Source organism: Sinomicrobium kalidii (assembly GCF_021183825.1).
Lineage (GTDB): Bacteria > Bacteroidota > Bacteroidia > Flavobacteriales > Flavobacteriaceae > Sinomicrobium > Sinomicrobium kalidii.
The window spans coordinates 3,647,601-3,673,630 of the sequence record NZ_CP089211.1; the positions used below are offsets into that span (position 1 = coordinate 3,647,601).

Below are 26,030 nucleotides of genomic sequence, written 5' to 3' on the forward strand. Positions count from 1 at the left end.
TGTGATGTGTTGATTTGATAATGTGCCAATGTGATAATTGTGTGGTGTTGTGCCGGGCAGAATGGCGGATTGCTTTGTGAAGTTCTGCGATAAAATAAAGATATATTGTGATAAAAAACAGCTGTTTTTAGCTAAAGTGAAGTTGTTTTTGGCTGATGTAACAAAAGTTTGGGCTCCTGAACCGGAAGTTTTAGCCAAAATGAAGTAATTTTTAGGATAACTGACTAAAATTTTAGGTTTTTCACCTGAAAAGAACACCGTCTTTGCTAAACGGAACCTTTTTTTACCTGAACGGGACATTATTTTACCTAAACACTATTTCATTCTACCTGAAAAGAAGGCTATCTGACTTAAAATTTTTGCATTTAACACTTCTGAAAGAAAACAAAAATAATTTTGAAAAGACAGTGTAAAGTGAATGTTATTTTAAGGATAAACCTGACCCTGTTATAAAGGGTTTTGGGATATTATTAGTAGTTTTGATAACGTTAAAAAAACACTAATATATGATGAAACACTACGCTGCCAAATTATGTACCCTTTCCGTAGCCCTGCTGTTCAACAGTTTTTTGTTGTTGGCCCAGGTGCCGGCTTATTACAACGGAACGGACATTTCCCAGACAGGTAATAACCTTAAAAACGAGCTTGCTGCGCTCATTACTCAGACGCATACCACCAACCTGAGTTATACTCCGGGCGTATGGGAAGCACTGAAACAGACCGACCTCGATCCGGGCAACCCGGAAAACGTACTTCTGATCTACGGTTATAACGATAATGACGGCAACCTGCAAACCGACCGTACCCGCGACAAGGATAGTAACGGCGGAAGTACAGGCGACTGGAACCGTGAGCATGTATTTGCAAAATCATTGGGAAATCCCAATCTGGGGACTTCCGGTCCCGGGGCTGATGCCCATCATCTCCGTGCCTCCGATGTGAGCATGAATTCCAGCAGGGGAAATCTCCCTTTCGAAGATGCCAGCGGAAATGCCCGGAGGATAAACAACTCCTGGTATCCCGGCGATGAATGGAAAGGCGATGTGGCCCGGATGATCATGTATATGTACCTCCGGTACGGCGACCGCTGCCTGCCGTCTGCCGTAGGTGTGGGGGCTCAGACTTACAGCAGCGACATGATGGATGTGTTCCTGGAATGGAATGCCGAAGACCCGGTGTCGCAATACGAACGTAACCGTAACAATATACTCGAAAATATTCAGGGCAACCGTAACCCTTTTATTGACAATCCGGTCTTTGCTACTTCCATCTGGGGAGGGCCACAGGCCGAAGACCGTTTCGGAGACAGCACACCGGCTCCCGTTGCCGAAGTACTGATCAACGAGATCGATGCCGATACGCCCGGCAGTGACGCGATGGAATTCATAGAACTGTACGACGGCGGTGCGGGAAATACTTCGCTGAACGGTATGGTACTGGTATTGTACAACGGTTCCATTGACGAGAGTTACAGGACCATTGACCTTAGCGGATATTCCACCGATGCCGATGGTTATTTTGTACTCGGTAATGAGGGTGTGGCCAATGTATCATTGACGTTTCCGGGAAATACCTTACAGAACGGTGCCGATGCGGTAGCCCTGTATTCCGGTAGTGTGGCCGATTTCCCGAACGGTTCTTCCGTCACTACGGAAAACCTGCTGGATGCCATAGCCTATGATACGAACGATAGTGATGATGCCGAGATCCTCACGCTGTTAAATGCCGGGGAACCCCAGGTCAATGAAGGTGAACTGGGCGATAAGGACAACCACTCCCTGCAACGAATGCCCAATGGTGGTGGCGGGGCCAGGAATACATCGACCTATTCACCGGCTGTTCCTACCCCCGGAATAGCCAATACTAACGGCGGGGACGATAAAACCGGGGTGCTGATCAACGAGATCGATGCCGATACGCCCGGCAGTGATGCTCTTGAATTTATAGAATTGTACGACGGCGGTACGGGAAATACTTCGCTGGACGGACTGGTACTGGTTTTATACAACGGTTCTATTGACGAAAGTTACCGGACCATTGACCTCAGCGGATATTCCACCGATGCCGATGGTTATTTTGTACTTGGTAATGAAGGTGTGGCCAATGTATCACTTATTTTTCCCGGTAACACCTTACAGAACGGTGCCGATGCAGTAGCCCTGTATTCCGGCAGTGCGGCCGATTTCCCGAACGGTTCGGCCATTACCACGGAAAACCTGCTGGACGCCATAGCCTATGATACGAACGATAGTGATGATGCCGAAATCCTCACGCTGTTAAATGCCGGGGAATCCCAGGTCAACGAGGGCGAACTGGGCGATAAGGACAACCACTCCCTGCAACGGATGCCCAATGGTGAAGGCGGAACAAGAAATACCTCTTCCTATACCCCCGCCATACCTACACCGGGAACCGCCAATGGCAACGGGGGACCCGGAGCAGAAAATGTACTGATCAACGAGATTGATGCCGATACGCCCGGCAGTGATGCTCTTGAATTTGTAGAATTATACGACGGCGGTACGGGAAATACTTCGCTGGACGGACTGGTATTGGTATTGTACAACGGTTCTATTGATGAAAGTTATGCTACATTCGACCTGAGTGGTTACACTACGGATGCCAATGGTTATTTTGTATTGGGTAACGAAGCAGTAGCCAACGTTTCTTTGATATTTCCGGGGAATACCTTACAGAACGGTGCCGATGCGGTAGCCCTGTATTCCGGCAGTGCGGCCGATTTCCCGAACGGCTCGGCCATTACCACGGAAAACCTGCTGGACGCCATAGCCTACGATACCAATGATGACGATGATGCCGAGATTCTTACGTTGTTAAATGCAGGAGAACCCCAGGTCAACGAAGGCGGGGAAGGCGATAAAGACAACCATTCCCTGCAACGGATGCCCAACGGGGAAGGCGGGGCCAGGAACACTTCTTCCTACAGTCCGGCCATACCGACGCCGGGAGCGTCTAACGGTGGTACTACGGAACCTACAGAGCCGGTTACCATCGCCGAAGCAAGGAGCCTTCCGAACGGGACTACCGTAACAATTTCCGGCATATTGACCGTTACTGACCAGTTTGCGGGTTCCGCATATATTCAGGACAGTACCGGGGCAATTGCCGTGTTCGACCAGTCCGTTCACGGCGATGGGGTATTTACTGTAGGAGATTCCATTACCCTTACCGGAACGCGGAGTTCCTATAATAACCAGCTACAGATAAGCCCCGTATCATCGGTTACCGATAACGGTACGCCCAATGTTCCCGTAATGCCTGTGGAAATAACCCTTGCCGAAATGGGCGAGCATCCCGCAGAGCTGGTCAGTATCTCCGATGCAACCTTTCCGCGTCCGGGGGATATGCTGTTCGGTAATTCCAATTATGTGTTGTCCGGTGACGGTGGCACAGGGGAATTGCGCATTGACAACGATGCGGAAGATATTGTAGGGTTGGCTCAACCCGACACCTGTACAACAATTACAGGGGTAGTGGGCAAATACCAGGAAATATACCAGCTGTTGCCCAGGATGAAAACCGACCTGCCCTGTGCTGAAGCATATATCCCCGAAGGAGACGACCTGAATATTCCCAGAGACCAGACACTGGATGTAGCTACCTGGAATATTGAATGGTTTGGCGACGAGTCCAATTCACCTGCGGCAGGTGATCCGGATTCGGATATGATCCAGAAAGATAGCGTAAAAACGATCATTGCCGCCATGGATGCCGATGTCATTGCGGTGGAAGAGATATCGGATGATGCCCTGTTTGCGCAGATGGTAAGTGAAATGGATGGGTATGATTATGTATTGTCCGATCATACCTCTTATCCCAATAGCCCCGGGGTAAAACAAAAAGTAGGTTTTATCTATAAGACATCAACGGTGGTTCCTGTAGCTACCAAACCTTTGCTGGCCAGTATCCATCCTTATTATAACGGCGGGGATGACAGCGCCCTTACCGATTACCCCAACGACCCCACCCGTTTTTTTGCCAGTGGCCGCCTGCCTTTTTTGATGACGGCCGATGTAACCATAGACGGAAGTACGGAACAAATCAGCTTTATTGCCCTTCACGCCAGGGCAAACAGCAGCAATGACCCCCAGTCCAGGTACGATATGCGGAAATATGATGTGGAAGTGCTCAAAGATAGCCTGGACGCCATGTATGCAGATGCCAATCTTTTTGTGCTGGGCGATTATAACGACGATGTGGACGAAACGGTAGCTGATAATGTGAATACCACAATAACATCCTACGAAGCCTATATGAATGACGGTATCAATTACAATGTTGTTTCGTCTTCCCTGAGTGACGAGGATTTCCGGTCGTACGTGTTCCGTGAAAATATGATAGACCATATTATGGTTTCCAATGAACTGAATGATAACTTTATCGAAGGATCGGCAAGGGTCGGCTATGAACACTACGATAGTGATTATACCTATACCGCTTCCGATCACTTCCCGGTTTCGGCCCGGTTCAGGATGCAGGCCCTGGAACTGGCAGGTACGGAAACTACCTATGTTAGCTGTAACGGCGCGGAAGACGGGAGTGCATCCGTAATGGTTTCGGGAGGTCTGCCGCCGTACACCTATGCCTGGAGTAACGGGGAAGAAACGGCCGGTATAAGCGGACTCCCTGCAGGGACCTACAGCGTAACCGTAACCGATGCTTCGGGAACAAAAGTCATGGCTGAAGTGGAGATCACAGAACCCGAAGCCATGGTCATCACGATAGACGGGAACAAAAAAGTATATCCGGGATACGATCCCGAAGCATCCGCTATCTTGTCTGCCGAAGTTACCGGAGGAAAGCCCGGGTACACCTACACGTGGAGTACAGGAGATACCGGTCCCGATATCACCGTAAGGCCGGAAGAAACTACCGTTTATACCCTTACGGTAACTGATGACAACGGTTGTTCAGCAGATAAGGAGATTACCGTAGAAGCAGAAAACATCCTTTGTGGCAATGACGGCTTCTTCAATAAAATACAGATCTGTTACAAGGGCAAAACACTTTGCCTTCCCGAAATAGCTGCGAAGCAGCTACTGCGTATAGGAGCTACACTGGGGGCTTGTGACAACAATGCTGACGGACCGGTGATCTCCGGAGTTTTCATATTCCCCAATCCGGTGATCCGGGATGCGAATATCGTATTCAGAAGCAGCACGGAGACGGCAGTAACGGTAGAACTTTACGACCGCAGCGGCAATCTTGTGTATACGGACCAGAAAGCTGCTGGAGAAGGAAGAAACCGTATAGCGATCGACCTTTCCGGTTACAGAAGGGGAATGTATATCTGTAAACTGATCCCCGGAGACGGAGGCTGTACCGTTACCAAAAAGATACTTAAACTTTAGGACTATTTGGCCCGATAAACTATTGGAGATCCCCGGTTTCATTTCAGGAACCGGGGATTTGCTTTTTATTCTTCCGGTTGCTGATATTGAACGATATCCACACCGATCCCGTTCGGATCGGTAACGGCAAAGTGGCGGTCTCCCCAGGGTTCGTCACGGAGGTCTATGGTTATGGGCACTTGTTTGGCCATCAGTTCCCGGTAGATCTCGTCCACGTTCTCAACTTCAATGGTAAGGTATACGCCTTTTCCGGTATAGGCAGACTGGAACAAGGGCTGTTGTGACGGGTGGTCAGGAAGCAGAAAACTCAGTTCGGCTTCCCGGTCCGGAGTGTGGAGCAGGAGGTAAAAATCATTTTCAAAAGTAACACCAAACCCCAGTACCCCGGTATAAAAATCCTTGCTTTCCTCGAGTTTGTGGGTAATGATGCCCGCATTTAGTTTCATTTTGTGTTTTGGTTTCATAACAGTGTCGTTTTGTGCTTTAATAGTTGTTGTAAAACAGAGTATGCCGAATACTATCAGTGCTGTTTTCATTTTTCCTGTAATTTGGTTCCGTACAAAGTTGCGCATAACTGTTTATACAGGATAGTAAAAAACGGACAAAAATATGACCTAAGACTACAGGATAACGCAGGCTGAAAACAAAAAAGCCGGAAAGTGTTATCACTCTCCGGCCTTTGTACGTATTGTCAGATGTTTTTTAGAGCGAACGGAACAGTTCTTCCATTTTCTCTCTTTCCTCGTCGGCCAGGTTCGGGTCTACGAGAATACGCCCGCTGTGTTCATCGGTGATGATCTTCTTTCGCGATGCGATTTCCATCTGTACCTGTGGCGGAATCGTAAAGAAAGAACCTCCGGAAGCGCCTCTTTCAATGGCTACTACCGCAAGCCCGTTCTTGACATTTTCCCGGATCCTTTTATAGGCTTTTACAAGCCTTTCCTCAATGAGGTCTTCAAACTCTCCCGATTTTTCCTTCAGGGTGTTTTCCTCTTTTTCTGTTTCCGCAAGGATGGCATCGAGTTCGCCTTTTTTGTGTTTCAGATGGCTTTCGCGCTCCTTGAGACGTTCTTTGGTTTCGGTGATAACCTCTTTTTTCTGCTCTATCTGCACCTTGAATTCCCGGATGTGTTTTTCGGAAAGCTGTATTTCCAGTTCCTGAAATTCTATCTCTTTGCTGAGGGAGTTGAATTCCCTGTTGTTCCGAACGTTTTTCTGTTGCTCGGAGTATTTTTTGATAAGTCCCTTAGACTCTTCGATTGCATTTTTCTTATTGGCAATTTCCTGTGTAAGGTTTTCCTGTTCTACGTTCAGCTTATCCAACCGTGTTTTGAGTCCTTCCACTTCGTCCTCCAGATCATTCACTTCCAGAGGGAGCTCCCCTCTTACATTGGCTATTTCATCTATTCTGGAGTCAATTAATTGCAAATCGTACAAGGCTCTTAATTTCTCTTCTACAGTAGCGTCGGTTTTTTTTGCCATAGGTTATAAATACTTGATGGAATTTGTATTGTATTCTGATAAAACGACCTTACCCCCCGGCAAGGCAGGTGCAAAATTATGAATTTTTTTTGTAAGATGCTCAAACAAAAGGTTTTTTGTATATTGCTCGCTTTCGTAGTGCCCTATATCGGCGATAATCATTTGTTTTTCGGCCTTATAAAACTCGTGATATTTTATGTCACCGGTAATAAAAACGTCTGCTCCGGCGTTTTTTGCGTGCGAAATGGCAAAGGCACCGCTGCCTCCCAATACAGCCACTTTTTTTATTTTCCTGTTCAGCAGGCCCGAATAACGGATGCATTCCAGCTTCATTTTTTGCTTGAGCTGCTTTAAAAAATCGATATCCTGCAGGGGAACGGTCAACTCGCCCGTCATGCCAATACCTATGTGTTGGTTCCTGTTTTCCAATGTGGTCACTTCATAGGCCACTTCTTCATACGGATGGTTTGTAAACATGGTTTTCAATATTCGGCTTTCGAGATGCCTCGGGTAAGTAACCCCTATCTGGGTTTCCGGTTCATGCCGGGTGATACCGCGTTCCCCGATAACAGGGTTGCTGTTTTCCTCTCCGCGGAAAGTGCCTGTCCCTTCTAGGTTAAAACTGCAGTTACTGTAATTGCCTATGGTCCCTGCTCCCGCGGCAAAAAGGGCTTCCCGGAGGTGATCGGCATCCTTGTTGGGGACAAAGACAAGCAGTTTTTTGACGGTTCCTTTCTGCGGGATCAGTATTTTTCTGTTTTGCAGGCCAAGGGCGTCACACAGGGCGGCGTTTACCCCGTTAAAATTATTGTCCAGGGCCGTGTGAACCGCATAGATGGCAATGCCGTGGCGTATGGCCTTGATAACCGTTCGTTCCACATAGGAAGATCCGTTCAGTTTTTTCAGTCCGGAAAAGATTATGGGGTGAAAGCTCACAATGAGGTTGCAGTCCTTTTCAATGGCTTCGTCCACTACTTCCTCCAGGGTGTCGTGAGTGACGAGTACGCCTGTAAGCTTGTTGTCCCGGTTACCCACAAGCAGCCCGGTGTTGTCAAAATCTTCGGCATAGGCCAGGGGGGAGAGCTCCTCCAGACAGGCCATGACGTCTTTGATATACATGTTGCTCTTTTTTGGTTAAACAGGGATAAACCCGGTGGGGTGATTTGCCGGCTCTAATATACATTGAAAAATCCGGAATCCTCAAAAGTAAAAAAATTAACCGTTATTTGTAGTGCGAAAGCAAGTTGGCGGAGTAGTGGAACCCGTCCTTAGAGAAAAGTTGTATGTGTATACTCCGAAAAATACTCTGGCCTTTTTCTGTGCTTTACGGACTGGCAGTAAAGGTCCGGAACCTTTTATACGACAGGGAAGTATTCCGCTCGGTTTCTTTTGATATTCCCGTTATTTGTGTGGGAAACCTCAGTGTGGGCGGAACGGGCAAGACACCTATGGTAGAGTACCTGGTGCGATTGTTGAAGACCGGTTTTCATACGGCAATCCTGAGCCGGGGCTATCGGCGGAAATCCGAAGGTTTTGTATTGGCCGGCCCGGAAACAGGGGTGGAGGAACTGGGGGACGAACCCTGCCAGTACCACAGGAAATTCCCGGATATTACCGTAGCCGTGGATGCCGACCGGGTCAATGGTATCAACCGTCTCGTTACGGCACATCCGTCTCCCGAAGTTGTAGTCCTTGATGATGCCTTTCAGCACCGCAGGGTAAAGGCGGGGTTTAATATCCTGCTTACGTCCTGTGATTCCCGTTATACCGGCGATATTTTTCTGCCGGCGGGTAACCTTAGGGACAGCAGGAAAGAAGCAAAACGGGCAAATGTGATCATCGTGACCAAATGCAGGGAGGACATGAGCACTGCTAAGAGGGATGCCATTTTAAAGCAACTGGCCCCGGAAGACCATCAGCACGTATTTTTTACAACGATAGCTTATGACGAAAAGATCGATTCGGCAGCAACCACAATTCCGCTGACGGACTGGCGAAAGGAACACTTCACCCTGGTAACGGGGATTGCAAATGCCGCGCCACTTGTGAAATTCCTGAAAGACAAGGGGCTCTCTTTCGAACACTACAACTATCCGGACCATCATGACTTTAATGAAAAGGAACTGAAAATGCTGCGTAAGAAAAGCAGGATACTCACCACCGAAAAGGATTTTATGCGCCTGAAGGACCGTCTGGACGGGATATTTTTTATTGGCATACAACCTGTTTTTCTCTTCGGGCAACAGGAGGAATTTGATCGTCTGGTGTTTCAGTATGTGTCCGGGAAAGGGGCAGGTAGTGAAGGGAATTGATCTTTAGTTTTTATTCCGGTTCGGCAATTACTTCGGGGCATTCAAATAAAACAGGTCATAAACTCATTCCCGGCGTTATCATGTCACTTCTCGGGTTCATTGCCTCAGTCAGTTTTGCGGCGGGACGTTTCTCCTGAGGTTGTTTTTTATTTTTTTGTAGAAAATTTCAGGCTTGAACGGTTTGGTGATGATGTCGTTACACCCGGCGCTGTACAGGTCGTCCATATTTTCTTCGAGGGAAATGGCGGTAAGGGCAACAATAGGGACTTTTTTGTTGAATTTCCGTATTTCCGCCGCGGCCTTTATTCCGCTTATACCGGGCATATGGATGTCCATTAAAATAAGGTCGTAGTTTTTCTTTTTTGTCATGTCGATGGCTTCATACCCGTTATTGGCCACTTCTGAAGAGATGTTTTTCCGCGCCAGCATTTTCTGGGTAACGATCTGGTTGATTTTGTTATCTTCCACAAGAAGGACGTGGATATCGTCAAAAACGATCTCTTCGTCTGTCCAGTCTTCCCGGGCTACTACCTGTTGCGGAGGCTGCGTACCTTTTTTACCTGCGGTTTCAAGGGCAATGTCAAAAGTAAACAGGCTTCCCTTACCGGATTCGCTTTGTACCTTAATATCACTGTCCATAAGGTGCAACAGGTTTTTTACAATGGTGAGTCCGAGTCCGGTACCACCGTATTTCCGGTTGATCTGTGTAGAGCCCTGGGCAAAGCTCTCGAATATACGGGGAAGTATATCGGGTTCGATACCCATACCGTTGTCCTGCACCTCAAAGCGAATGTTGATCTTTTCCCGTTCCCGGTCCAGTATCCTGCCTCGTATCATCACTTTGCCGTTTTCCGTAAATTTAAGCGAATTCCCGATGAGGTTGATGAATACTTGCGACAGTTTCAACGAATCGCCGAGGAGTTCTGCCGGGATGTTTTTGTCCAGGTCCAGTTCAATGGTGTTATTGTTCTCTTTGGCCGAATGCTCCAGTGAACGCACCACTTTCATGAGGATCTGTTCCAGGTTAAAAGGCCCTTTCTTTATTTTTAACTGGTTGGCTTCCGACTTGTTGACCTGGAGAATATCGTTGATAAAGTTCAGCAGGTATTCCCCGGAGAACTTTAGCGAGTTGAGGTATTCTTTCTGGCTTTCTTTGGGGTCTTCCTCCAACAGTAAATGCGTAAGCCCGGTTACGGCATACAGTGGGGTTCGCAGCTCGTGGCTTACCGTTGACAAGAACTTGGCTTTGACCTGAAGGGCATTTTCCGCTTCTTCCTTGGCGGCCTGCAGTTCCCTGTTCTTCTTGAGCAGCAGGTTGTTGGTCTTTAATTTTATCTTGTTGTTCCGGTAAAGGGAAATGGTGAGTATAAAAATGATAATGAGCAATACCGAACTCAGTATGGAGATCATTTTTGCAATATTGACCTGCCGGGACTGTTTTTCCGCGTCAATTTTGTACTGATCGATTACCCTGTCCTTGAAATCGGAAGTATTGTGATAGGCAATGTTGTTCCGGGCCTCAATACTTTCAATATTAAAATATACTTTCTTCAGGCTGTCTGCCTTTTGCCGGTGCCTGTTAGCTTCGTTCCGGTTTTTTTGGCTGTCGAATATTGCAGAGAGTAGCTGATGCCGTTTTAGTTCGAGTTTGGGGAAATCGAATCCCTTTAACATCCGGGAAGCTTTTTCCATATATGGCACGGCCTTGTCTGTTTCCTGTAATTTCAGGTGAGCGAATGCCAGATCCAGTAAAATGCCGGTATTTATGTATTTTTCCTCATAAGGGTCCTTGACCGGAAAAATACGTTGGAGTATGGAGGCGGCCCGGGCATATTCTTCGCGGATAAGGAGTACCTGTGCTTCGTAATAGAGTACTGTATTGAGAACGGTATCTTTTTTCCGGACAATAACAGATTTGGCTTCGTCAATGTATGATGATGCCTGCCGGAGATCTCCTTTTTTGGCGGCGATCAGTGCCTTCAGGGCAATGAGTCGGGTCTCTTTTGCTATTTTGGGGTTGGGTTTGAGGTGCGACTCACTCAGGAATTCATAGACTTCCAGATCATCGCTCCTGTCAAAATCGATATATAAACGGATAAAAAGGGTGTAGCATTGAAAGAGGTAATCGGAACGTTTCCGTTTTAAGGTATCTGCCATGGCCACGGTCTCTTTCAGTTGGGCCACTGCTGCTTCAAAATCAAATTGGTTCTTGTAACCGTATACCTTTTTTATGGCAGTTTCAACAGCATCTTCCGGCGCATTGCCATACTGCCCGGACACCATGACCGGAAAGAGCAGTAAGAAAAATAAAAAATAGCAATAGAGTCCCTTCATGGTAAAAAGATTAACATAAATATAATAGGGTTCTCTATAAAATCAAAAATTAAGGGTTTAAAAGTTATTACGGATTTACCTTGGTTTTTTTGTATTAATAGTATATAGTTCCCTAAAAAATTACCGTACACCCTCTGTTTGATTTTTTTTCTTCAGGGTACTGATAAAAGATAGCAGGTCGACGATCCTGTTGCTGTACCCGTATTCATTGTCATACCACCCTATTATTTTTACCATTTTACCGATAACGGAAGTCATCTCTGCATCAAAGACACAGGAATGGGGATTGTTGATCACGTCTATGGAAACAATAGGGTCTTCCGTATACGATAAAATGCCTTTCAGCTTGTGGCGGGCGGCTTCTCTGAAAGCATTGTTTATTTCGGCGATGGAGGTTTCCCTGGCTACATTAAAGGTAATATCGGTGAGGGACCCGTCCGGTACCGGTACGCGGATACCGCATCCGCCAATGACTTCGCTGAGGTCGGGGAAAATGCCGGTCAGGGCTTTTGCCGCACCTGTTGTAGTGGGTACGATAGACTGTGAGGCCGCTCTCGCCCTCCGGAGGTCACGGTGGGGCTGGTCGTGCAGGCTCTGGTCAGTGGTATAGGAATGGACCGTGGTGATATAGGCCTGTTCGATGCCGCAAAGCTCGTGAATGACCTTGATCATGGGGGCGGCGTTGTTCGTGGTACAGGAAGCATTGGATACGATATCTTCCGAACCTTCCAGGATATGCTCGTTGACACCGAGAACCACCATTTTTATGTGGTCGTCTTCCGGCGGGACGGAAAGCAATACTTTTTCTGCGCCGTTGCGAAGATGGTGTTCCAGTTGCTCCCTTTTCTTGAATTTTCCGGTAGATTCGAGCACAAAATCCGGTTGGAAAGCCGACCAGTCCAGCTTTTGAATATCGGCCGTATTGAGGAGCGGATAATGGTTGTTGTTTACTATGATGGCTCCGGCATCGTGCCGTACATCGTGTTGCAATATGCCATGTATACTGTCATATTTCAACAGGTGACTCAGTGTTTTGCTGTCTGCAAGGTCATTAATGGCCACCACTTCGATATGGGGGTGATTAATAAGCAACCGGAAGACCGTTCTGCCTATACGGCCGAAACCGTTTATCGCTATTTTTACTTTATCCATTCCCGAGAAGTAAAGGAATTAATGGTTTGTTGTCCGGACCGGGAGCACACAATACGCATGTAAGGTGTGCCGAGATGAAATGAGGTTGTCTTCACTTTATACAATATGCTTATGGGCCTTATAGGACGATCTAACCAGGGCCCCGCTTTCTACGTGGCGGAATCCCATGTCGAGTCCTGTTTCCCTGAGCCTGTCAAATTGTTCGGGCAGGATAAACTGCTTTACGGGAAGGTGTTTTTTAGAGGGTTGAAGGTATTGCCCGATGGTTACGATATCTACCTCGGCTTCCCGGAGATCTTTCATGGTCTGTACCACTTCTTCTTCGGTTTCACCCAATCCCAGCATAATTCCGGACTTGGTCCGGCGAACACCCTGTTCTTTCAGGTAACGTAAAACACCCAGGCTCCTGTCGTACTTTGCCTGTATGCGCACCTCACGGGTGAGTCTCCGTACGGTTTCCACGTTGTGCGACACGACTTCGGGAGCAACTTCCACAATGCGGTCAATATTTCTTTCCACGCCCTGAAAATCCGGTATAAGGGTTTCCATGGTAGTTTCGGGATTCATTCGTCTTACGGCCTTGACGGTCTCGGCCCATATGATCGATCCCATATCCTTCAGGTCATCCCGGTCTACGGAAGTAAGCACGGCGTGTTTGATCTTCATGATCTTAATGGACCGTGCCACTTTTTCGGGTTCCTCCCAGTCAATAGTATCCGGTCTCCCGGTTTTTACACCGCAGAAACCGCAGGACCTGGTACATACATTTCCGAGAATCATAAATGTGGCGGTACCTTCACCCCAGCATTCCCCCATATTGGGGCAGCTTCCGGAGGTACATATGGTGTGCAGGTTATATTTGTCAACGAGTCCCCTTAACTCCGTATATTTCTTACCGGTAGGCAGCTTTACCCGCAACCATTTCGGCTTGCCTTTGGGTGGAGCTGCTTTTGCAGCGGTATCTACACTCATAGCTTTGTTTTTGTTGGACAAAGATACAAAAGATGTATGAAGTAGCAGGTACGATATACGTGAAGTGAACGTATGACATGTAAATGGCGGGCTGCTGACTTTTTTCCTGTTCTTTTCGCAGTTTTTCAGGGGTTAAAACAAGCTGATGGTATACCAGAGACTGAACCCCACGAGGAAAATGAGTCCCGTCCAGCTGATAACTTTCATGCCCGTTCCGGGGTGATATTGTTTCGGTGTATGTGAAGAACAGATAAGCCGGAAATTGATAATGGCATAAAACGGTGCGGTAACAAAAGACAATATGGTAGCGATGTCAATCAGTGTTTTCATTTCCGAGAGGAAGAAAAGAAGTATGGCCACGGTACCGGCGGCCAGTACGGCCATCCATATGGCATAATATTGTTTGTCTTTTTGTTTCAGCAATATTTTTGTGGTATAGGACATGGCTCTGGGGGAGGCATCCAGGGTAGTCAGTGTAGTGCTGAACATGGTGGTGAAAGCGGCAACGGCGATAAGGATGTAGGCTGCTTCCCCGAGGTTTTTGGTATAGAGGGCGATGAGTTGTTCTGAAAACAGGGTGGCACTGGCACTGAAAGTTTCACCGGAGCCGAACATTACCAGAGCGCCGAGCGCCATAAATAAGATCCCCAGAATTATGGTGCTGCCATAGCCGAGGTTAAAATCGGCAATGGTGTTTTTTACGCTGTAATCCGGGATGGTCTTTTTCTTTTCCAGGGCCCAGAGGGAATGCCATATGGAAATGTCGAGCGGGGCAGGCATCCAGCCCATAAAGGCGATGAGGAAAGCAATTCCGATATCATTTTTCGGCATTACCTGGCTGAAAGTATGGGGTGCAGCACTGTTGGGAACAGCCAGGATAACGGCAATGCACGTACTTATGGTGAGCGTGAAAACAATAATTTTCATGAGGTTGTCCAGAAGCTTATACCGGCCTATCAGCAGGATTACCATACAGACAGCGGTGATTATGGCACTCCACAGAACGGTGTTTTGGGTAATGCCGAAGAGGGTAGATGCCAGTCCCGCCGTAACAACGGTAAGTGCGGTCTGGATGGTGAACATGGTGGCAAAGGTGAGGATGAAATAAGCGACGAGAATGGATGTACCCAGTTTTTTGTACCCGTCGAGCAGGCATTCGCCGGTGGCCAGGGTATACTTCGGCCCATACTGGAAAAAAGGATATTTGAAAAGGTGTACCAGCAACAATGCCCAGATCAGGCCGAAATCGAAATCGGCGCCGGCCCGGGTGGATTGTACCAGGTGCGATACGCCTATTGCCGCCCCCGCAAATAACAGGCCGGGGCCGAGCTTTTTGATATACTTATACATTTTTGTTTTTGTGAATAATCTCGGCCAGTAGCTTTTTTGCCCGTAATAGCTTTACTTTTACATTGTTAAGGGGCTCGTCCAGCTCGGAGGCGATCTCCTGGTAACTCAGTTCCCTGAAATACCTCAGGTTAATGACATCCTGATAGTGGGGTTTCAGTTTTTTTATAAAGCGTTTTAGCTGTACCAGGTTCTGTTCGTAAATGAGGTTGTCTTCTGCAGAAGGCGTGTCGTCCGGAACGTCGTAAACCGTGTCTTCTTCCTGTGAAGTGGAATGGAGCAGGCTCGACTTCCGTTTTCGCAACAGGTCCAGGTGAATGTTCTTGGAGATGGTAACAAGCCAGGTTTTGAAAGAATAACTGTTGTCAAACGTATCGATCTTGTCAAAAGCCCGGGAGAATGTCTGTATTGTGATGTCTTCCGCATCATTTTCGTTTTTGGTGCGGATAAGCTGGAAGCCGTAAATATCATTCCAGTAATGGTCTAAAAGAAAATTAAAGGCCTTTTGATCTCCTTTTCTGGCCTTTTCTATGTTTTTTCTGATAAGTTCTGAGGTTATTTCCAACGCGTACTTTTTCTGAAACTTGTTATAAAGATATAAAATTGTACACTTATAAGGATAAGTTCATACAGCGGCAGCAACCAGATAAAACCCTTTTCTCCGAATTTACGTGTCAATCTGGCCATAATGATATATTGTACTAACCATTTGAATACTATAAGTGCAAGTATTACTATGGGGTTTCCGGCCAGAAAAATTAACGGAACGAACAACAGCCAGAAGAGCAACTGGGCAATGTAGAATAAATTCAACAGTACTCTTTGCCAGAGTTTGAAATTCCGGAAAACGTAAAAACCTTCGCGTTTCTGATGTATCCATTCCCGGAAGGCAGGAGCGGTGAGCGACCGTGTGCGACCGGGTTTTGATGTGCATATGGTTGTGTTCCCGGGAGTGGCTACTTCATTGATGAAAAGTTCGTCTTCCCCGTTTTTCATATCCATATGGCTTATAAAACCGTTGACTTTATAAAAGGCACTTTTGTGATAGGCCAGGTTTCTCCCTGTTCCCGAATAGGGAAGCCCGGTATTGGCAAAAGAAAGGTATTTTACCGCCCTGAGCCAGTTGTCATAACGGATGAGTGCATTGGAAAGCACATTTTTCTTCCGCTTTACGGCACTGTAGCCAAGTATGAGTTTTTTTTCTTTGTGAAAATTGCGGCTGATTTCCCTCAACCATTTACGGGATACCGGTACATAGTTGTCTTCGGTGAAAACGAGTAAGTTGTGTTTTGCTGCCTTGATCCCCAGGGTAAGGGCGTATTTCTTTTTCCCCCAGAAGGCTTCGTTGTTCACAACATTTACGATCTTGATGTTGGAGTAACGACCGGCAAAATCTTCAATAACCTCCAGGGTGTGGTCGGAAGAAGCATCGTTGATGAGAATAACCTGGAAATCAGGATAGTCCTGGGCGAGTATGGAAATGATGGTTTGCCGCAGTATTTCGGCATTGTTCTTTGTCCGGATGATAACAGAAACGGGAGCAAGGTTCTCCGGTGGGGCGGATGTTCCGGAAAAGGCCAGTTTTCCGAAGATAACATAATAAGTGGCCAGGATACCTGTACTTCCAATAAAAAGCGAAAGTAAGACGTTTAGCATAAGCGGTATCCTGCCCTGTTAATTTTGTTGTACTTTGGGGTCGCGGCATTCCTGTTCGTCCGGCATTTTTCCGCAAAAGCTGCACGGTTCACCGGATTTGTTCAAAAAAGGGCTCTGACTGGCACATGTGCCGGCAAATCTGCCGTCTTTTTTTGCCCATATCTTTATGGCAATTCCCGCAAATGCTACGGCTAACAATCCTATGGTGAGTAAAATAAGTTTCATTGTTATCTTCTTTACACTGCAAATTTACAAAACAAAATACTGAATAACGAATAATAAAGAAGGAATGATGTACATTTTACCCGCAGCATCAACCTGTTCCGGAATTTTTCAGGTTACGAGTCATAAATCTACCTGAGATAGATACTTGCCACCATATTTTCTTCGGTGGCATTGATATTTCCTCCCTTGGGTTCTATGGTGATGTTATAGCTTTTTGCGTCTTCCTTGAACGGAATGGACAGCAACTTGTTCTGAGCGTTTTCCAGGACGCCCAGGCTTATCATTTCACCGTCTATCTCGGCCCACATCTGAAATACCTGTTCTTCGGGAAGCTCCGGAAGGGAAACGATATTTATCATGGAGAGTTTTTCCACGGGGTCAATATAGGCCACGGTTTTCAGGTTTTTGGCCCTCCGGTTGCCTTTGAGGACATATTTCTGGGTTTTGGGGTTGTTGAGGATGAGAAACTGGTTTTTAACATCGTCCAGTTTTGAGTTGGTGTTCAGAATGTCGCTTTTGAGCGCTGCGATCTCTTCGTTGACCAGTCCGTTTTTATGGAGCAGTACCTTGTTCTGGTACAGTAACAATATTGTAGACGTACAAAAAATCGCGGCAATTACGGCAACGGCGTTGTAATACCGGGGTGTTCTTCTTTTCTTTTCCTTTCGGATGGTCTTCATGACATTTTTTTTGACCCTGTCGGGAGCCGGACGTGAAAAGCTTCTCGTATAGTTTTCCAGGTCTTCCTGCAATTCCATATACTTTTGTTTTACCTCCGGATACTTGGCGATGCACTCTTCAACTCTATAATCTTCTTCGGGTGAAGTGGATCCGATGAGGTAGCTCTCCAGTAAATCACTTTCCAATATGGTTTTGGTATCGTTGTTCATTTTATCGGTCTTTTGTCTGTCTGCAGCATTCGATCAACATATTTCTCCCGGACAAGCAGATTTTTGATCCGCAGTACTGCAGGTGTAAAAGTGAATTTAAATACTTGTATTAAAAATTTTCCTGAGTTCCCTGAGTCCTATTTTCAGTCTGGATTTTACGGTGCCCAGCGGAACGTTCAAAGCCTCACTGGCTTCCTGTTGCGTCATCCCCTTGAAAAACAGGGCGTCCAGGATGATCTGGTATTTGGCGTCCAGCGATGCAAGATGCTTTTCCACATCAATGTGTTCCGGCTTAATGGCATCGACACTTATATTATATACGTTGGAAATGTCCTGTTGGATTTCCTGTTCCGCTTTTATATTATGGTTTCTTACCTTGTCTATTGCTGTATTGCGGATGATCCGGTAGAGCCAGGTAAAAAGTTTGGCTTTTTTGGCATCATAGGTATGCGCTTTTTTCCAGATTTTCACAAGCCCTTCCTGCAGGGCATCCTTGGCGAGCTCTTCATCCCGGGTGATCTTATAGGCAATGCCGTAAAGGGCGTCGCCATAGTAATCATATAGCATGGCCATGCCTTTCTCATCCTTTTCTATGAGTAAGTTCATGATGTTGATTTCCAGTAAAGACGACATATGCCTTTTATATTTATAGGTTGTGAAACATCCGAACAGACCGGACATATCGTATATACAAAAATGGGGCTATCCAAAGTTATTAAAATTATGAGATAGTCTGCGCCCCGGTGAAGACATTTTTTGCTGCTTATCGTAAAGGTACGCTCAAGAAATCTTACCGCAAGGGAATTATTTGATTGAGCTATGGTTTTACATGTGCTGGTATGGATTAGGGTTAGTCGTACCAGTGGAGAATCTCGCCGGGATCTGTGTTCCGGCGAGATTTTTTTATCGGTTAAAGTACATTTACTTCCGGTTCTATGGAGATGCCGAACTTTTCCCGTACGGTTTTCCGGATATCCTGTGCCAGTTGCCAGATTTCTTTTCCCGTAGCGTTTCCGTAGTTTACCAGCACAAGGGCCTGTTTGGCATGTATACCTGCCTCCCCGAAACGTTTGCCCTTAAATCCGCACTGTTCTATGAGCCATCCGGCCGGGATTTTTACTTCACTGCCGGAAACGGGATAACTGGGGATTTCAGGATGTTGAAGTTTCAGTTTTTCGAAATCATGCGTGGAAATAACGGGGTTTTTAAAGAAACTGCCGGAATTACCGATCTTTTCGGGGTCGGGAAGTTTGCTTTGCCGGATGGAGATTACGGCATCAGAGACATCCCGGATGGAAGGGTGTTCGATTCCCAGTTCGTCCAGGCGGGAACGAATGGCCCCGTAACCGGTATGTATGCTGTGTTTGTTTTTGGTAAGGCGGACAGTAACATTGGTTATGATGTATTTTCCTTTCGCTTCCCTCTTGAATACCGAGTCCCGGTAACCAAAATCACAATCCTGCAGGGTAAACTCTTTTATGTTCCCTGAAGAGACCTCTACAGCTTCACAAGCGGTAAAAACATCTTTTAATTCCACACCGTAAGCCCCGATATTCTGAATGGGCGCCGTGCCCGCATTGCCGGGAATCAGGGAAAGATTTTCCAGTCCCCCGTAGCCTTTCCCGAGGGTCCACAGCACAAATTCGTGCCAGTTTTCACCGGCACCGACCCGAACAAACACGTGGTTTTCATCTTCACGTATCACCGAGATCCCCTTGATGCCCATGTGGATTACCAGGGCATTGATATCGCCGGTAAGCAGGATATTGCTTCCGCCACCGAGGATAAGCTTGTCCGGATACGCAGGTTCCCGGAGTACTTCCAGGAGTTCTTCGGTAGTTGAAACGGAAGTGAAGTACCTGGCTTTTACATCAATGCCGAAAGTATTGTACTTTTTGAGCGATATGTTGTGCTGAATGTCCAATATTGTTTTGCGTTGGGTCAATGCATTGCGTTTAGTTGTCCGGATACACTTTCAGTGCTTCTTTCAGGATGTTCACTGCGGTGATGAGGTCCTCTTTTTTCAGGACATAGGCAATGCGTACCTGGTTGGTGCCCATTCCCGGGGTGGAATAAAACCCTGCGGCGGGGGCGACCATAACGGTTTCGTTGTTTACCTCAAAGCTTTCCAGCAGCCACCGGGCAAAATCGTCGGTGTTTTTCACAGGGAGTTCGGCAATACAGTAAAACGCCCCTTTGGGTTTGGCCACCCGTACACCATCTATCTTTTCCAGTTCGCTGACCAGGAGGTTTCTTCTTGAAACGTATTCCTTGCTGACCTCGTCAAAATAACTTTGCGGGGTTTCCAGTGCGGCTTCACTGGCTATTTGGGCGTAGGTCGGGGACGACAGTCTTGCCTGGGCAAATTTCAATACTGTAGTAATCACTTCCCTGTTCCGTGATACCAGACATCCGATCCGCGCCCCGCACATGCTGTAACGCTTGGAAACCGAATCTATCATGATGGCGTGTTCTTCTATCCCTTCTTCACGCATTATGGAATAGTGTTCCACATCGTCATAGGCAAATTCCCGGTAGACCTCGTCTGCCAGGAGGAAAAGATTGTGTTTTTTCACCAGGTCGGCCAGTTTCCGGATCTCTTCTTCGGAATAAAGGTATCCCGTTGGGTTTCCGGGGTTACAGATAAGAATGGCCCGGGTTTTCGGGCTTATGAGCTTTTCAAACGCTTCTATGGGTGGAAGGGCGAAATTATTTTCTATGGAAGATACCACGGGAACCACTTTTACGCCCGATGCCGTGGCAAAACCGTTGTAATTGGCATAAAAAGGTTCGGGAATGATGATCTCATCTCCGTAGTCGGCAACGGTCCCCAGGGCAAACAACAGGGCTTCGGAACCTCCGGTAGTGACAATAATATCTTTGCCGCTGACATCCATTCCCTTACTGTTGTAATATGCAGCGATCTTTTCCCGGTATTGTTCCGAGCCTTCGCTCCTGGCATATTCCAGAATCTCTAAATTGTTGTTTTTTACGGCATCCAGAGCTACTTTAGGGGTCTTGATATCGGGCTGGCCGATATTGAGGTGATAGACTTTACGACCGTTTTTCTTGGCTTCTTCGGCATAAGGCACCAATTTCCGTATGGGTGATTCCGGCATCTGCCTGCCTTTATCGGAGATTACTGGCATAGTGTTCTTGTTATTTTAAATCCTTTAATACTATCTGAATACAAAAATTTTCACCTTCCTCATTTTACCGGAAGGCGGCAATGCAAATTTGCGAAATAATTTTGAGCCGCCTGTATATTACCTGCTATTCTGAATGAATAATTATTCATCTTCAATATTTAATAGTCTCTTAATACGTTATCATAAGACAAAACTTATACGTATATTAGTATTATGCATTTTTTTAGGGGAAATATTATCAAAAACATAATTCCGGCTGTTTTTTTGACATTGTTTTTTTGTGTTTCTTCGCCGGCACAATCTTATTTTAACCTCTCGTCTTCCAGGGACTATCGTTCGGTGAGGTTTAAACTTATCAGCAATCTGATCGTACTGCCGGTAGAGATCAACGGGGTGGAATTGTCTTTTATACTGGACACCGGGGTGAACAAACCGATATTGTTTGACCTTACCTCTGCCGATTCGCTGAAATTAAAGAATACGGAAGCCATTTATATAAGGGGACTGGGAGGCGGAGAGCCCATAAAAGCCTATAAGGCGAACAATAATGTGTTCCGGATTAAAAAGGATATAGTGAATTATAATGAGGATATATACCTGATCCTCGACCAGGATATCAATTTCGCCCCCCGTCTCGGAGTTCCCATACACGGTATTATAGGTTTTGAGCTCTTTCGGGATTTTGTTGTGGAGATCAATTATTCGAGAAAAAAAATAAAATTTTACAGGCCCGGAACGTATAAACACAGAACATGCCGCAGGTGCCAGACGTTTCAGCTCGATCTTATTCATAACAAACCCTATCTCAGGGCTGCGGTGGACCTGAACGGAAGAAAGGACGTAGATGTTAAATTGCTTATTGATTCGGGGAGCAGTGATGCCCTGTGGTTGTTTAAAAAGGAAGAAGAAGGACTGGTCACACCCGAAAACCACTTTGCGGATTTTCTGGGCAGGGGGCTGAGCGGCAGTATTTACGGAAACAGGGCAAGAGTGGATAAGTTGAGTATAGGCCAGTTTGAGCTGGAAGAGGCCAAAGTGGCCTTTCCGGATTCCATTTCCATACAACACCTGCAGAATCTCAATGAAAGGGACGGCAGCCTCGGAGCGGAAGTGCTGAAACGGTTTAATATTGCGTTTGATTATAGTGAAGGGAAGATAACGCTCCGGCGTAACCGGTATTTCAAGGCTCCTTTTAAATACAATATGAGCGGTATTGAACTCCAGCACAACGGTATCCGGGTGGTCAGGGAACTGGAGTCGAACATAAGAAGGGGGAGGAGTGAGGACGCCCCGAGTGAAGGAGTGAAGATACAATTGAACAGGTTTTTTAAATATTCGTTGCATCCGGCATTCGAAATTGCAGAGATCAGGGAAGGAAGCCCGGCCTGCCTGGCCGGATTACAAAAAGGAGATGTCATATTATCGGTAAACGGAAAGGCTACATTCCGGCGTTCCCTGCATGAAGTCACCGAAATGCTCAATGTCAAACCCGGAAAAAGGATACGGCTTGAGGTGGAAAGGAAAGGGAAAAACATGGAATTTCACTTTGAGCTCAAAAAGGTATTGTAAAACGAAACGTCAGGGAAGAAAAGTGCCTGATATAAAGTGAGAAAGCCCCCCGAAGCGGGGAGCTTTCCAAAACATTCGTTTTTTCAGAGATCAATTATTTACTGCTGTCTCCGAGTACCTTACCTTTAATCTTCAGGGCTACCGTAGGCGTATCTGCATTGGAAGATACGGTTACGGTTTTCCGGATAGGACCTACCCTTTGTGTGTTATACTTTACCTCAATGGTTCCTTTTTTACCGGGTTGTACAGGCTCTGAAGTCCATTTCGGGACCGTACATCCGCAGGAACTGGAAACGTTGGAAATGACCAGAGGGGCATTTCCGGTATTGGTAAATTCAAATACACGCAGGCCATCACTTCCTTTTGCGATTTCCCCGTAGTCTATGGTGTCTTCCTTAAAATCGATTTTCGCTACTTTTTCTTGTGCGTGTACGGCCAGGGCAAACGTACTCACAAACAGAAAGATTGCTAACTTTTTCATAAGTTTTAAATTTGTGGTTGCTTATAAAAAACAACCTGTTTTTGTAACTTTTTAAGTTTGTAACAAGCGCTAAAATTAAACACTTTTTCCACTTCTGCAAAATTACATGTCTGTTTTTCCCTGCAAGACCGAACCCTTTTACAGTTGTTTTCTTTGTCTGCCGGGCTTTTATAATCTTACAGATATAACTACTTTTGCCCAATCAAAGTCAAAAATCGTTCCAAAACATGAATATTCCATCAAGATACGATGCCGCTAAAGCAGAAGGCAAGTGGTATAATTACTGGACAGAGAACCGTTATTTTCATTCCGAACCGGACGACCGGGAGCCTTATACCATTGTCATTCCTCCTCCGAATGTCACGGGTGTATTACACATGGGCCATATGCTCAACAATACCATACAGGATGTTTTAATACGCCGGGCACGCCTCAAGGGATATAATGCGTGCTGGGTACCGGGAACGGACCATGCCTCGATAGCCACAGAAGCCAAAGTGGTGGCAAAACTGAAGGAAAAGGGAATTAAGAAATCCGATATCAGCAGGGAAGAATTTCTGGAACAGGCCTGGGAATGGACCAGGGAGCACGGCGGTATCATTTTGGAACAGTTAAAAAAACTCGGTGCTTCCTGTGATTGGGAACGAACAAAGTTTACGATGGATGACGATATGTCAGCTTCGGTAATCAAGGTTTTTGTAGACTTGTTTAACAAAGGACTGATTTACAGAGGGTATCGTATGGTGAACTGGGACCCGGAGGCAAAGACCACGCTGTCTGATGAAGAGGTTATCCATGAAGAAAGGCAGGGACTGCTGTATTATCTGGCTTATCCCATAAAAGGAACGGACGAAAAGGTGATAATCGCAACGACGCGGCCCGAAACCATTTTGGGGGATACAGCCATTTGTATTAACCCGAATGACGAACGCTACAGCCACCTGAAAGGCAAAAAGGCCATAGTGCCCGTATGCAACCGGGAAATCCCGATCATAGAGGATGAATATGTGGATATGGAGTTCGGTACGGGGTGCCTTAAGGTGACACCGGCTCATGATGTAAATGACAAAAACCTGGGAGACAAGCACAAACTCGAAGTTGTGGATATTTTTAATGATGATGCCACGCTTAATCATTATGGCCTGCACTACGAAGGTAAGGACCGTTTTGTTGTGCGAAAGGAAATCACCCGTGAGCTCGAAGAAAAAGGATATCTGGTAAGGACCGAGACACACGTGAACAAGGTAGGGACTTCCGAACGGACCAGGGCCGTAATAGAACCGCGCCTTTCCGACCAGTGGTTTCTCAAAATGGAAGCACTTGTAAAACCTGCTTTGAAAGCAGTGCTTGAAGATGATGAAATCCGGTTGTTCCCCAAAAAGTTTGAGAATACTTACCGTCGCTGGATGGAAAATATAAGGGACTGGAACATTTCGAGACAATTGTGGTGGGGACAGCAGGTGCCTGCGTATTACTACGGAGCGGGAAAAGAAGACTTCGTGGTTGCGGAAGATGAGGCAACGGCACTGGAACTTGCCCGGGAAAAATCGGGGAACACATCACTTTCCCCTGCCGACCTGACACAGGACCCGGATGTGCTGGATACGTGGTTCTCTTCCTGGTTGTGGCCCATAAGTGTTTTTGGAGGGGTGCTGGAACCGGAAAACAAAGAGATACAATATTATTATCCTACGAATGACCTGGTAACAGGGCCGGATATCCTGTTTTTCTGGGTGGCCCGGATGATTATCGCGGGCTACGAATACCGTGACGAAAAACCATTTACCAATGTTTACCTCACCGGATTGGTGCGCGACAGTCAGCGGAGAAAGATGTCCAAATCACTGGGCAATTCCCCCGATGCCCTTAAACTGATTTCCGATTACGGAGCGGATGGGGTTCGGGTTGGATTGCTACTGAGTGCAGCCGCGGGGAATGATCTCCTTTTTGACGAGGCGCTTTGCCAGCAGGGTAAAGGGTTTGCCAACAAAATATGGAATGCTTTCCGCCTGGTTAAGGGATGGGAAGTTTCGGATACGGCCAGACCCGAGAAAATTTCGGAAATTGCAACAGACTGGTACCGATCGAAATTAAGTCGGGTGCTGACTGAGATAGAAGACCATTATGCCAGGTATCGTATTTCTGATGCGCTTATGGCTACCTATAAACTTATCTGGGATGATTTCTGCTCCTGGTACCTGGAAATGGTAAAACCGGCCTATGGGATGGCCATAAGCAGGGAAACCTACGAGAAGACGATAGAACTGTTTGAAGCAAACCTCAAGATACTGCATCCTTTTATGCCTTTTCTTACCGAGGAAATATGGCAGCATATGGAAGACCGCACTCCGGAAGAGGCCCTGGTGATTGCCCGATGGCCGGAGCCCGGAGAGCCGGATGAGTCACTTCTCGACAGTTTTTCACTGGTTACTGAAGTAATATCGGGTATCCGTACGGTCAGAAAAGACAAGAATATATCGTTCAAGGAAGGGCTGGAGCTCTACACAGCGGAAACGGAGGAGAGTATCAGCGGTCTGGACACCGTGATTCGCAAACTGGGGAATATTACCGGGATACACTATGGCAAGGAAAAAACGGACGGTAGTGTGTCCTTCCGTGTCGGGGCATATGAATATTATATTCCGGTCAGCGGATCTGTGGATGTGGAAAGCGAAATCAAAAAGCTGAAAGAGGAACTGTCCTATACAGAAGGCTTCTTGAAATCGGTGAAAGCCAAGTTGTCCAATGAACGTTTTGTGAACAATGCCCCTGAAAAGGTGGTAGCGCTGGAAAGGCAGAAGGAAGCGGACGCCCTGGCCAAGATCAGGACTATTGAGGAAAGTTTGTCGAATTTACAGGGATAAAATAGGAAAACTCCCTCATCGCATGTTTACTTGTATTATACTTTGCGAATTTCGATTCTTGATGCTTTTTCATTTTTAACTTACTGATATATAGGTTTTTATTTTTGTTTTTTCATTTTTAACCAATTTAAATAAGGGGCAGGATGTCAAAAAAAGATGAAAAAAGTTATTAAATTTTGAGAAAACTGTATTACATTCGCATTAACATTCGTATATTTAGGAAAC

General features: G+C 46.4%; 19 protein-coding genes. 4 read left to right on the forward strand and 15 right to left on the reverse strand.

What is annotated here, in order from left to right; genetic code table 11:
- Positions 1 to 506 precede the first annotated feature (506 nt).
- Positions 507 to 5,372 (forward strand): endonuclease, encoded by a 4,866-nt coding sequence (locus LS482_RS14740; protein WP_233028288.1) that lies wholly within the window; start codon positions 507 to 509, stop codon positions 5,370 to 5,372.
- A 65-nt stretch (positions 5,373 to 5,437) separates the two neighbouring features.
- Here LS482_RS14740 and LS482_RS14745 read toward each other — a convergent pair whose 3' ends face one another.
- The 3 genes from LS482_RS14745 to LS482_RS14755 form a co-directional block, all read right to left on the reverse strand.
- On the reverse strand, positions 5,438 to 5,818 hold the full coding sequence (locus LS482_RS14745; protein ID WP_233031834.1) for a VOC family protein: 381 nt from the start codon (positions 5,816 to 5,818) through the stop codon (positions 5,438 to 5,440).
- A gap of 256 nt (positions 5,819 to 6,074) precedes the next feature.
- On the reverse strand, positions 6,075 to 6,854 hold the full coding sequence (locus LS482_RS14750; protein WP_233028289.1) for a zinc ribbon domain-containing protein: 780 nt from the start codon (positions 6,852 to 6,854) through the stop codon (positions 6,075 to 6,077).
- Positions 6,855 to 6,857: 3 nt separating this feature from the next.
- A complete protein-coding gene (locus LS482_RS14755) occupies positions 6,858 to 7,973 on the reverse strand; it encodes a Nif3-like dinuclear metal center hexameric protein (protein ID WP_233028290.1) in 1,116 nt (371 codons plus the stop codon).
- Positions 7,974 to 8,137: 164 nt separating this feature from the next.
- Between LS482_RS14755 and lpxK the strand changes: the two genes are divergently transcribed.
- On the forward strand, positions 8,138 to 9,166 hold the full coding sequence (lpxK, locus tag LS482_RS14760) for a tetraacyldisaccharide 4'-kinase (protein ID WP_233028291.1): 1,029 nt from the start codon (positions 8,138 to 8,140) through the stop codon (positions 9,164 to 9,166).
- A 108-nt stretch (positions 9,167 to 9,274) separates the two neighbouring features.
- Here the strand turns inward: lpxK and LS482_RS14765 are convergent, their stop codons facing one another.
- The 11 genes from LS482_RS14765 to LS482_RS14815 form a co-directional block, all read right to left on the reverse strand.
- Positions 9,275 to 11,500, reverse strand: coding sequence for a response regulator (locus tag LS482_RS14765; RefSeq protein ID WP_233028292.1), 2,226 nt, complete (start codon positions 11,498 to 11,500; stop codon positions 9,275 to 9,277).
- A 120-nt stretch (positions 11,501 to 11,620) separates the two neighbouring features.
- Positions 11,621 to 12,652 carry a type I glyceraldehyde-3-phosphate dehydrogenase gene (gap, locus tag LS482_RS14770; RefSeq protein WP_233028293.1) on the reverse strand — a complete coding sequence of 344 codons (1,032 nt, stop codon included), beginning with the start codon at positions 12,650 to 12,652 and terminating at the stop codon, positions 11,621 to 11,623.
- A gap of 96 nt (positions 12,653 to 12,748) precedes the next feature.
- Positions 12,749 to 13,624, reverse strand: a complete 876-nt coding sequence (gene lipA, locus LS482_RS14775) for a lipoyl synthase (protein WP_233028294.1) — start codon at positions 13,622 to 13,624, stop codon at positions 12,749 to 12,751.
- Between the two features lie 132 nt (positions 13,625 to 13,756).
- On the reverse strand, positions 13,757 to 14,974 hold the full coding sequence (locus LS482_RS14780) for an NRAMP family divalent metal transporter (protein ID WP_233028295.1): 1,218 nt from the start codon (positions 14,972 to 14,974) through the stop codon (positions 13,757 to 13,759).
- On the reverse strand, positions 14,967 to 15,536 hold the full coding sequence (locus LS482_RS14785) for an RNA polymerase sigma factor (protein WP_233028296.1): 570 nt from the start codon (positions 15,534 to 15,536) through the stop codon (positions 14,967 to 14,969). Before LS482_RS14785 ends, LS482_RS14780 begins: the two co-directional genes overlap by 8 nt.
- Positions 15,527 to 16,627 (reverse strand): glycosyltransferase, encoded by a 1,101-nt coding sequence (locus LS482_RS14790; RefSeq protein ID WP_233028297.1) that lies wholly within the window; start codon positions 16,625 to 16,627, stop codon positions 15,527 to 15,529. Before LS482_RS14790 ends, LS482_RS14785 begins: the two co-directional genes overlap by 10 nt.
- A gap of 18 nt (positions 16,628 to 16,645) precedes the next feature.
- A complete protein-coding gene (locus LS482_RS14795; RefSeq protein ID WP_233028298.1) occupies positions 16,646 to 16,852 on the reverse strand; it encodes a membrane or secreted protein in 207 nt (68 codons plus the stop codon).
- Between the two features lie 128 nt (positions 16,853 to 16,980).
- Positions 16,981 to 17,742: an anti-sigma factor domain-containing protein gene (locus tag LS482_RS14800; RefSeq protein ID WP_233028299.1), complete on the reverse strand. Its 762-nt coding sequence runs from the start codon at positions 17,740 to 17,742 to the stop codon at positions 16,981 to 16,983.
- A 96-nt stretch (positions 17,743 to 17,838) separates the two neighbouring features.
- On the reverse strand, positions 17,839 to 18,375 hold the full coding sequence (locus LS482_RS14805) for an RNA polymerase sigma factor (protein ID WP_233028300.1): 537 nt from the start codon (positions 18,373 to 18,375) through the stop codon (positions 17,839 to 17,841).
- Between the two features lie 277 nt (positions 18,376 to 18,652).
- Positions 18,653 to 19,687 (reverse strand): UDP-N-acetylmuramate dehydrogenase, encoded by a 1,035-nt coding sequence (murB, locus tag LS482_RS14810; RefSeq protein WP_302849311.1) that lies wholly within the window; start codon positions 19,685 to 19,687, stop codon positions 18,653 to 18,655.
- A gap of 10 nt (positions 19,688 to 19,697) precedes the next feature.
- Positions 19,698 to 20,891: a pyridoxal phosphate-dependent aminotransferase gene (locus tag LS482_RS14815; protein WP_233028301.1), complete on the reverse strand. Its 1,194-nt coding sequence runs from the start codon at positions 20,889 to 20,891 to the stop codon at positions 19,698 to 19,700.
- A gap of 264 nt (positions 20,892 to 21,155) precedes the next feature.
- On the opposite strand from LS482_RS14815, the gene LS482_RS14820 reads away from it, so the two are divergent.
- Positions 21,156 to 22,460 carry a pepsin/retropepsin-like aspartic protease family protein gene (locus tag LS482_RS14820; protein ID WP_233028302.1) on the forward strand — a complete coding sequence of 435 codons (1,305 nt, stop codon included), beginning with the start codon at positions 21,156 to 21,158 and terminating at the stop codon, positions 22,458 to 22,460.
- Between the two features lie 94 nt (positions 22,461 to 22,554).
- Here the strand turns inward: LS482_RS14820 and LS482_RS14825 are convergent, their stop codons facing one another.
- Positions 22,555 to 22,941: a DUF1573 domain-containing protein gene (locus LS482_RS14825; protein WP_233028303.1), complete on the reverse strand. Its 387-nt coding sequence runs from the start codon at positions 22,939 to 22,941 to the stop codon at positions 22,555 to 22,557.
- A gap of 227 nt (positions 22,942 to 23,168) precedes the next feature.
- Here LS482_RS14825 and LS482_RS14830 point away from each other — a divergent pair, with 227 nt between their 5' ends.
- Positions 23,169 to 25,805 (forward strand): valine--tRNA ligase, encoded by a 2,637-nt coding sequence (locus LS482_RS14830; protein WP_233028304.1) that lies wholly within the window; start codon positions 23,169 to 23,171, stop codon positions 25,803 to 25,805.
- Positions 25,806 to 26,030 lie beyond the last annotated feature (225 nt).

What these genes read in the sequence shown, in the direction of transcription:
- LS482_RS14740 (WP_233028288.1), top strand. Translation starts at nt 507, where the DNA reads ATGATGAAACACTACGCTGCCAAATTATGTACCCTTTCCGTAGCCCTG.
- LS482_RS14745 (WP_233031834.1), bottom strand. Translation starts at nt 5,818, where the DNA reads ATGAAACTAAATGCGGGCATCATTACCCACAAACTCGAGGAAAGCAAG.
- LS482_RS14750 (WP_233028289.1), bottom strand. Translation starts at nt 6,854, where the DNA reads ATGGCAAAAAAAACCGACGCTACTGTAGAAGAGAAATTAAGAGCCTTG.
- LS482_RS14755 (WP_233028290.1), bottom strand. Translation starts at nt 7,973, where the DNA reads ATGTATATCAAAGACGTCATGGCCTGTCTGGAGGAGCTCTCCCCCCTG.
- lpxK (WP_233028291.1), top strand. Translation starts at nt 8,138, where the DNA reads ATGTGTATACTCCGAAAAATACTCTGGCCTTTTTCTGTGCTTTACGGA.
- LS482_RS14765 (WP_233028292.1), bottom strand. Translation starts at nt 11,500, where the DNA reads ATGAAGGGACTCTATTGCTATTTTTTATTTTTCTTACTGCTCTTTCCG.
- gap (WP_233028293.1), bottom strand. Translation starts at nt 12,652, where the DNA reads ATGGATAAAGTAAAAATAGCGATAAACGGTTTCGGCCGTATAGGCAGA.
- lipA (WP_233028294.1), bottom strand. Translation starts at nt 13,624, where the DNA reads ATGAGTGTAGATACCGCTGCAAAAGCAGCTCCACCCAAAGGCAAGCCG.
- LS482_RS14780 (WP_233028295.1), bottom strand. Translation starts at nt 14,974, where the DNA reads ATGTATAAGTATATCAAAAAGCTCGGCCCCGGCCTGTTATTTGCGGGG.
- LS482_RS14790 (WP_233028297.1), bottom strand. Translation starts at nt 16,627, where the DNA reads ATGCTAAACGTCTTACTTTCGCTTTTTATTGGAAGTACAGGTATCCTG.
- LS482_RS14795 (WP_233028298.1), bottom strand. Translation starts at nt 16,852, where the DNA reads ATGAAACTTATTTTACTCACCATAGGATTGTTAGCCGTAGCATTTGCG.
- LS482_RS14800 (WP_233028299.1), bottom strand. Translation starts at nt 17,742, where the DNA reads ATGAACAACGATACCAAAACCATATTGGAAAGTGATTTACTGGAGAGC.
- LS482_RS14805 (WP_233028300.1), bottom strand. Translation starts at nt 18,375, where the DNA reads ATGTCGTCTTTACTGGAAATCAACATCATGAACTTACTCATAGAAAAG.
- LS482_RS14815 (WP_233028301.1), bottom strand. Translation starts at nt 20,891, where the DNA reads ATGCCAGTAATCTCCGATAAAGGCAGGCAGATGCCGGAATCACCCATA.
- LS482_RS14825 (WP_233028303.1), bottom strand. Translation starts at nt 22,941, where the DNA reads ATGAAAAAGTTAGCAATCTTTCTGTTTGTGAGTACGTTTGCCCTGGCC.
- LS482_RS14830 (WP_233028304.1), top strand. Translation starts at nt 23,169, where the DNA reads ATGAATATTCCATCAAGATACGATGCCGCTAAAGCAGAAGGCAAGTGG.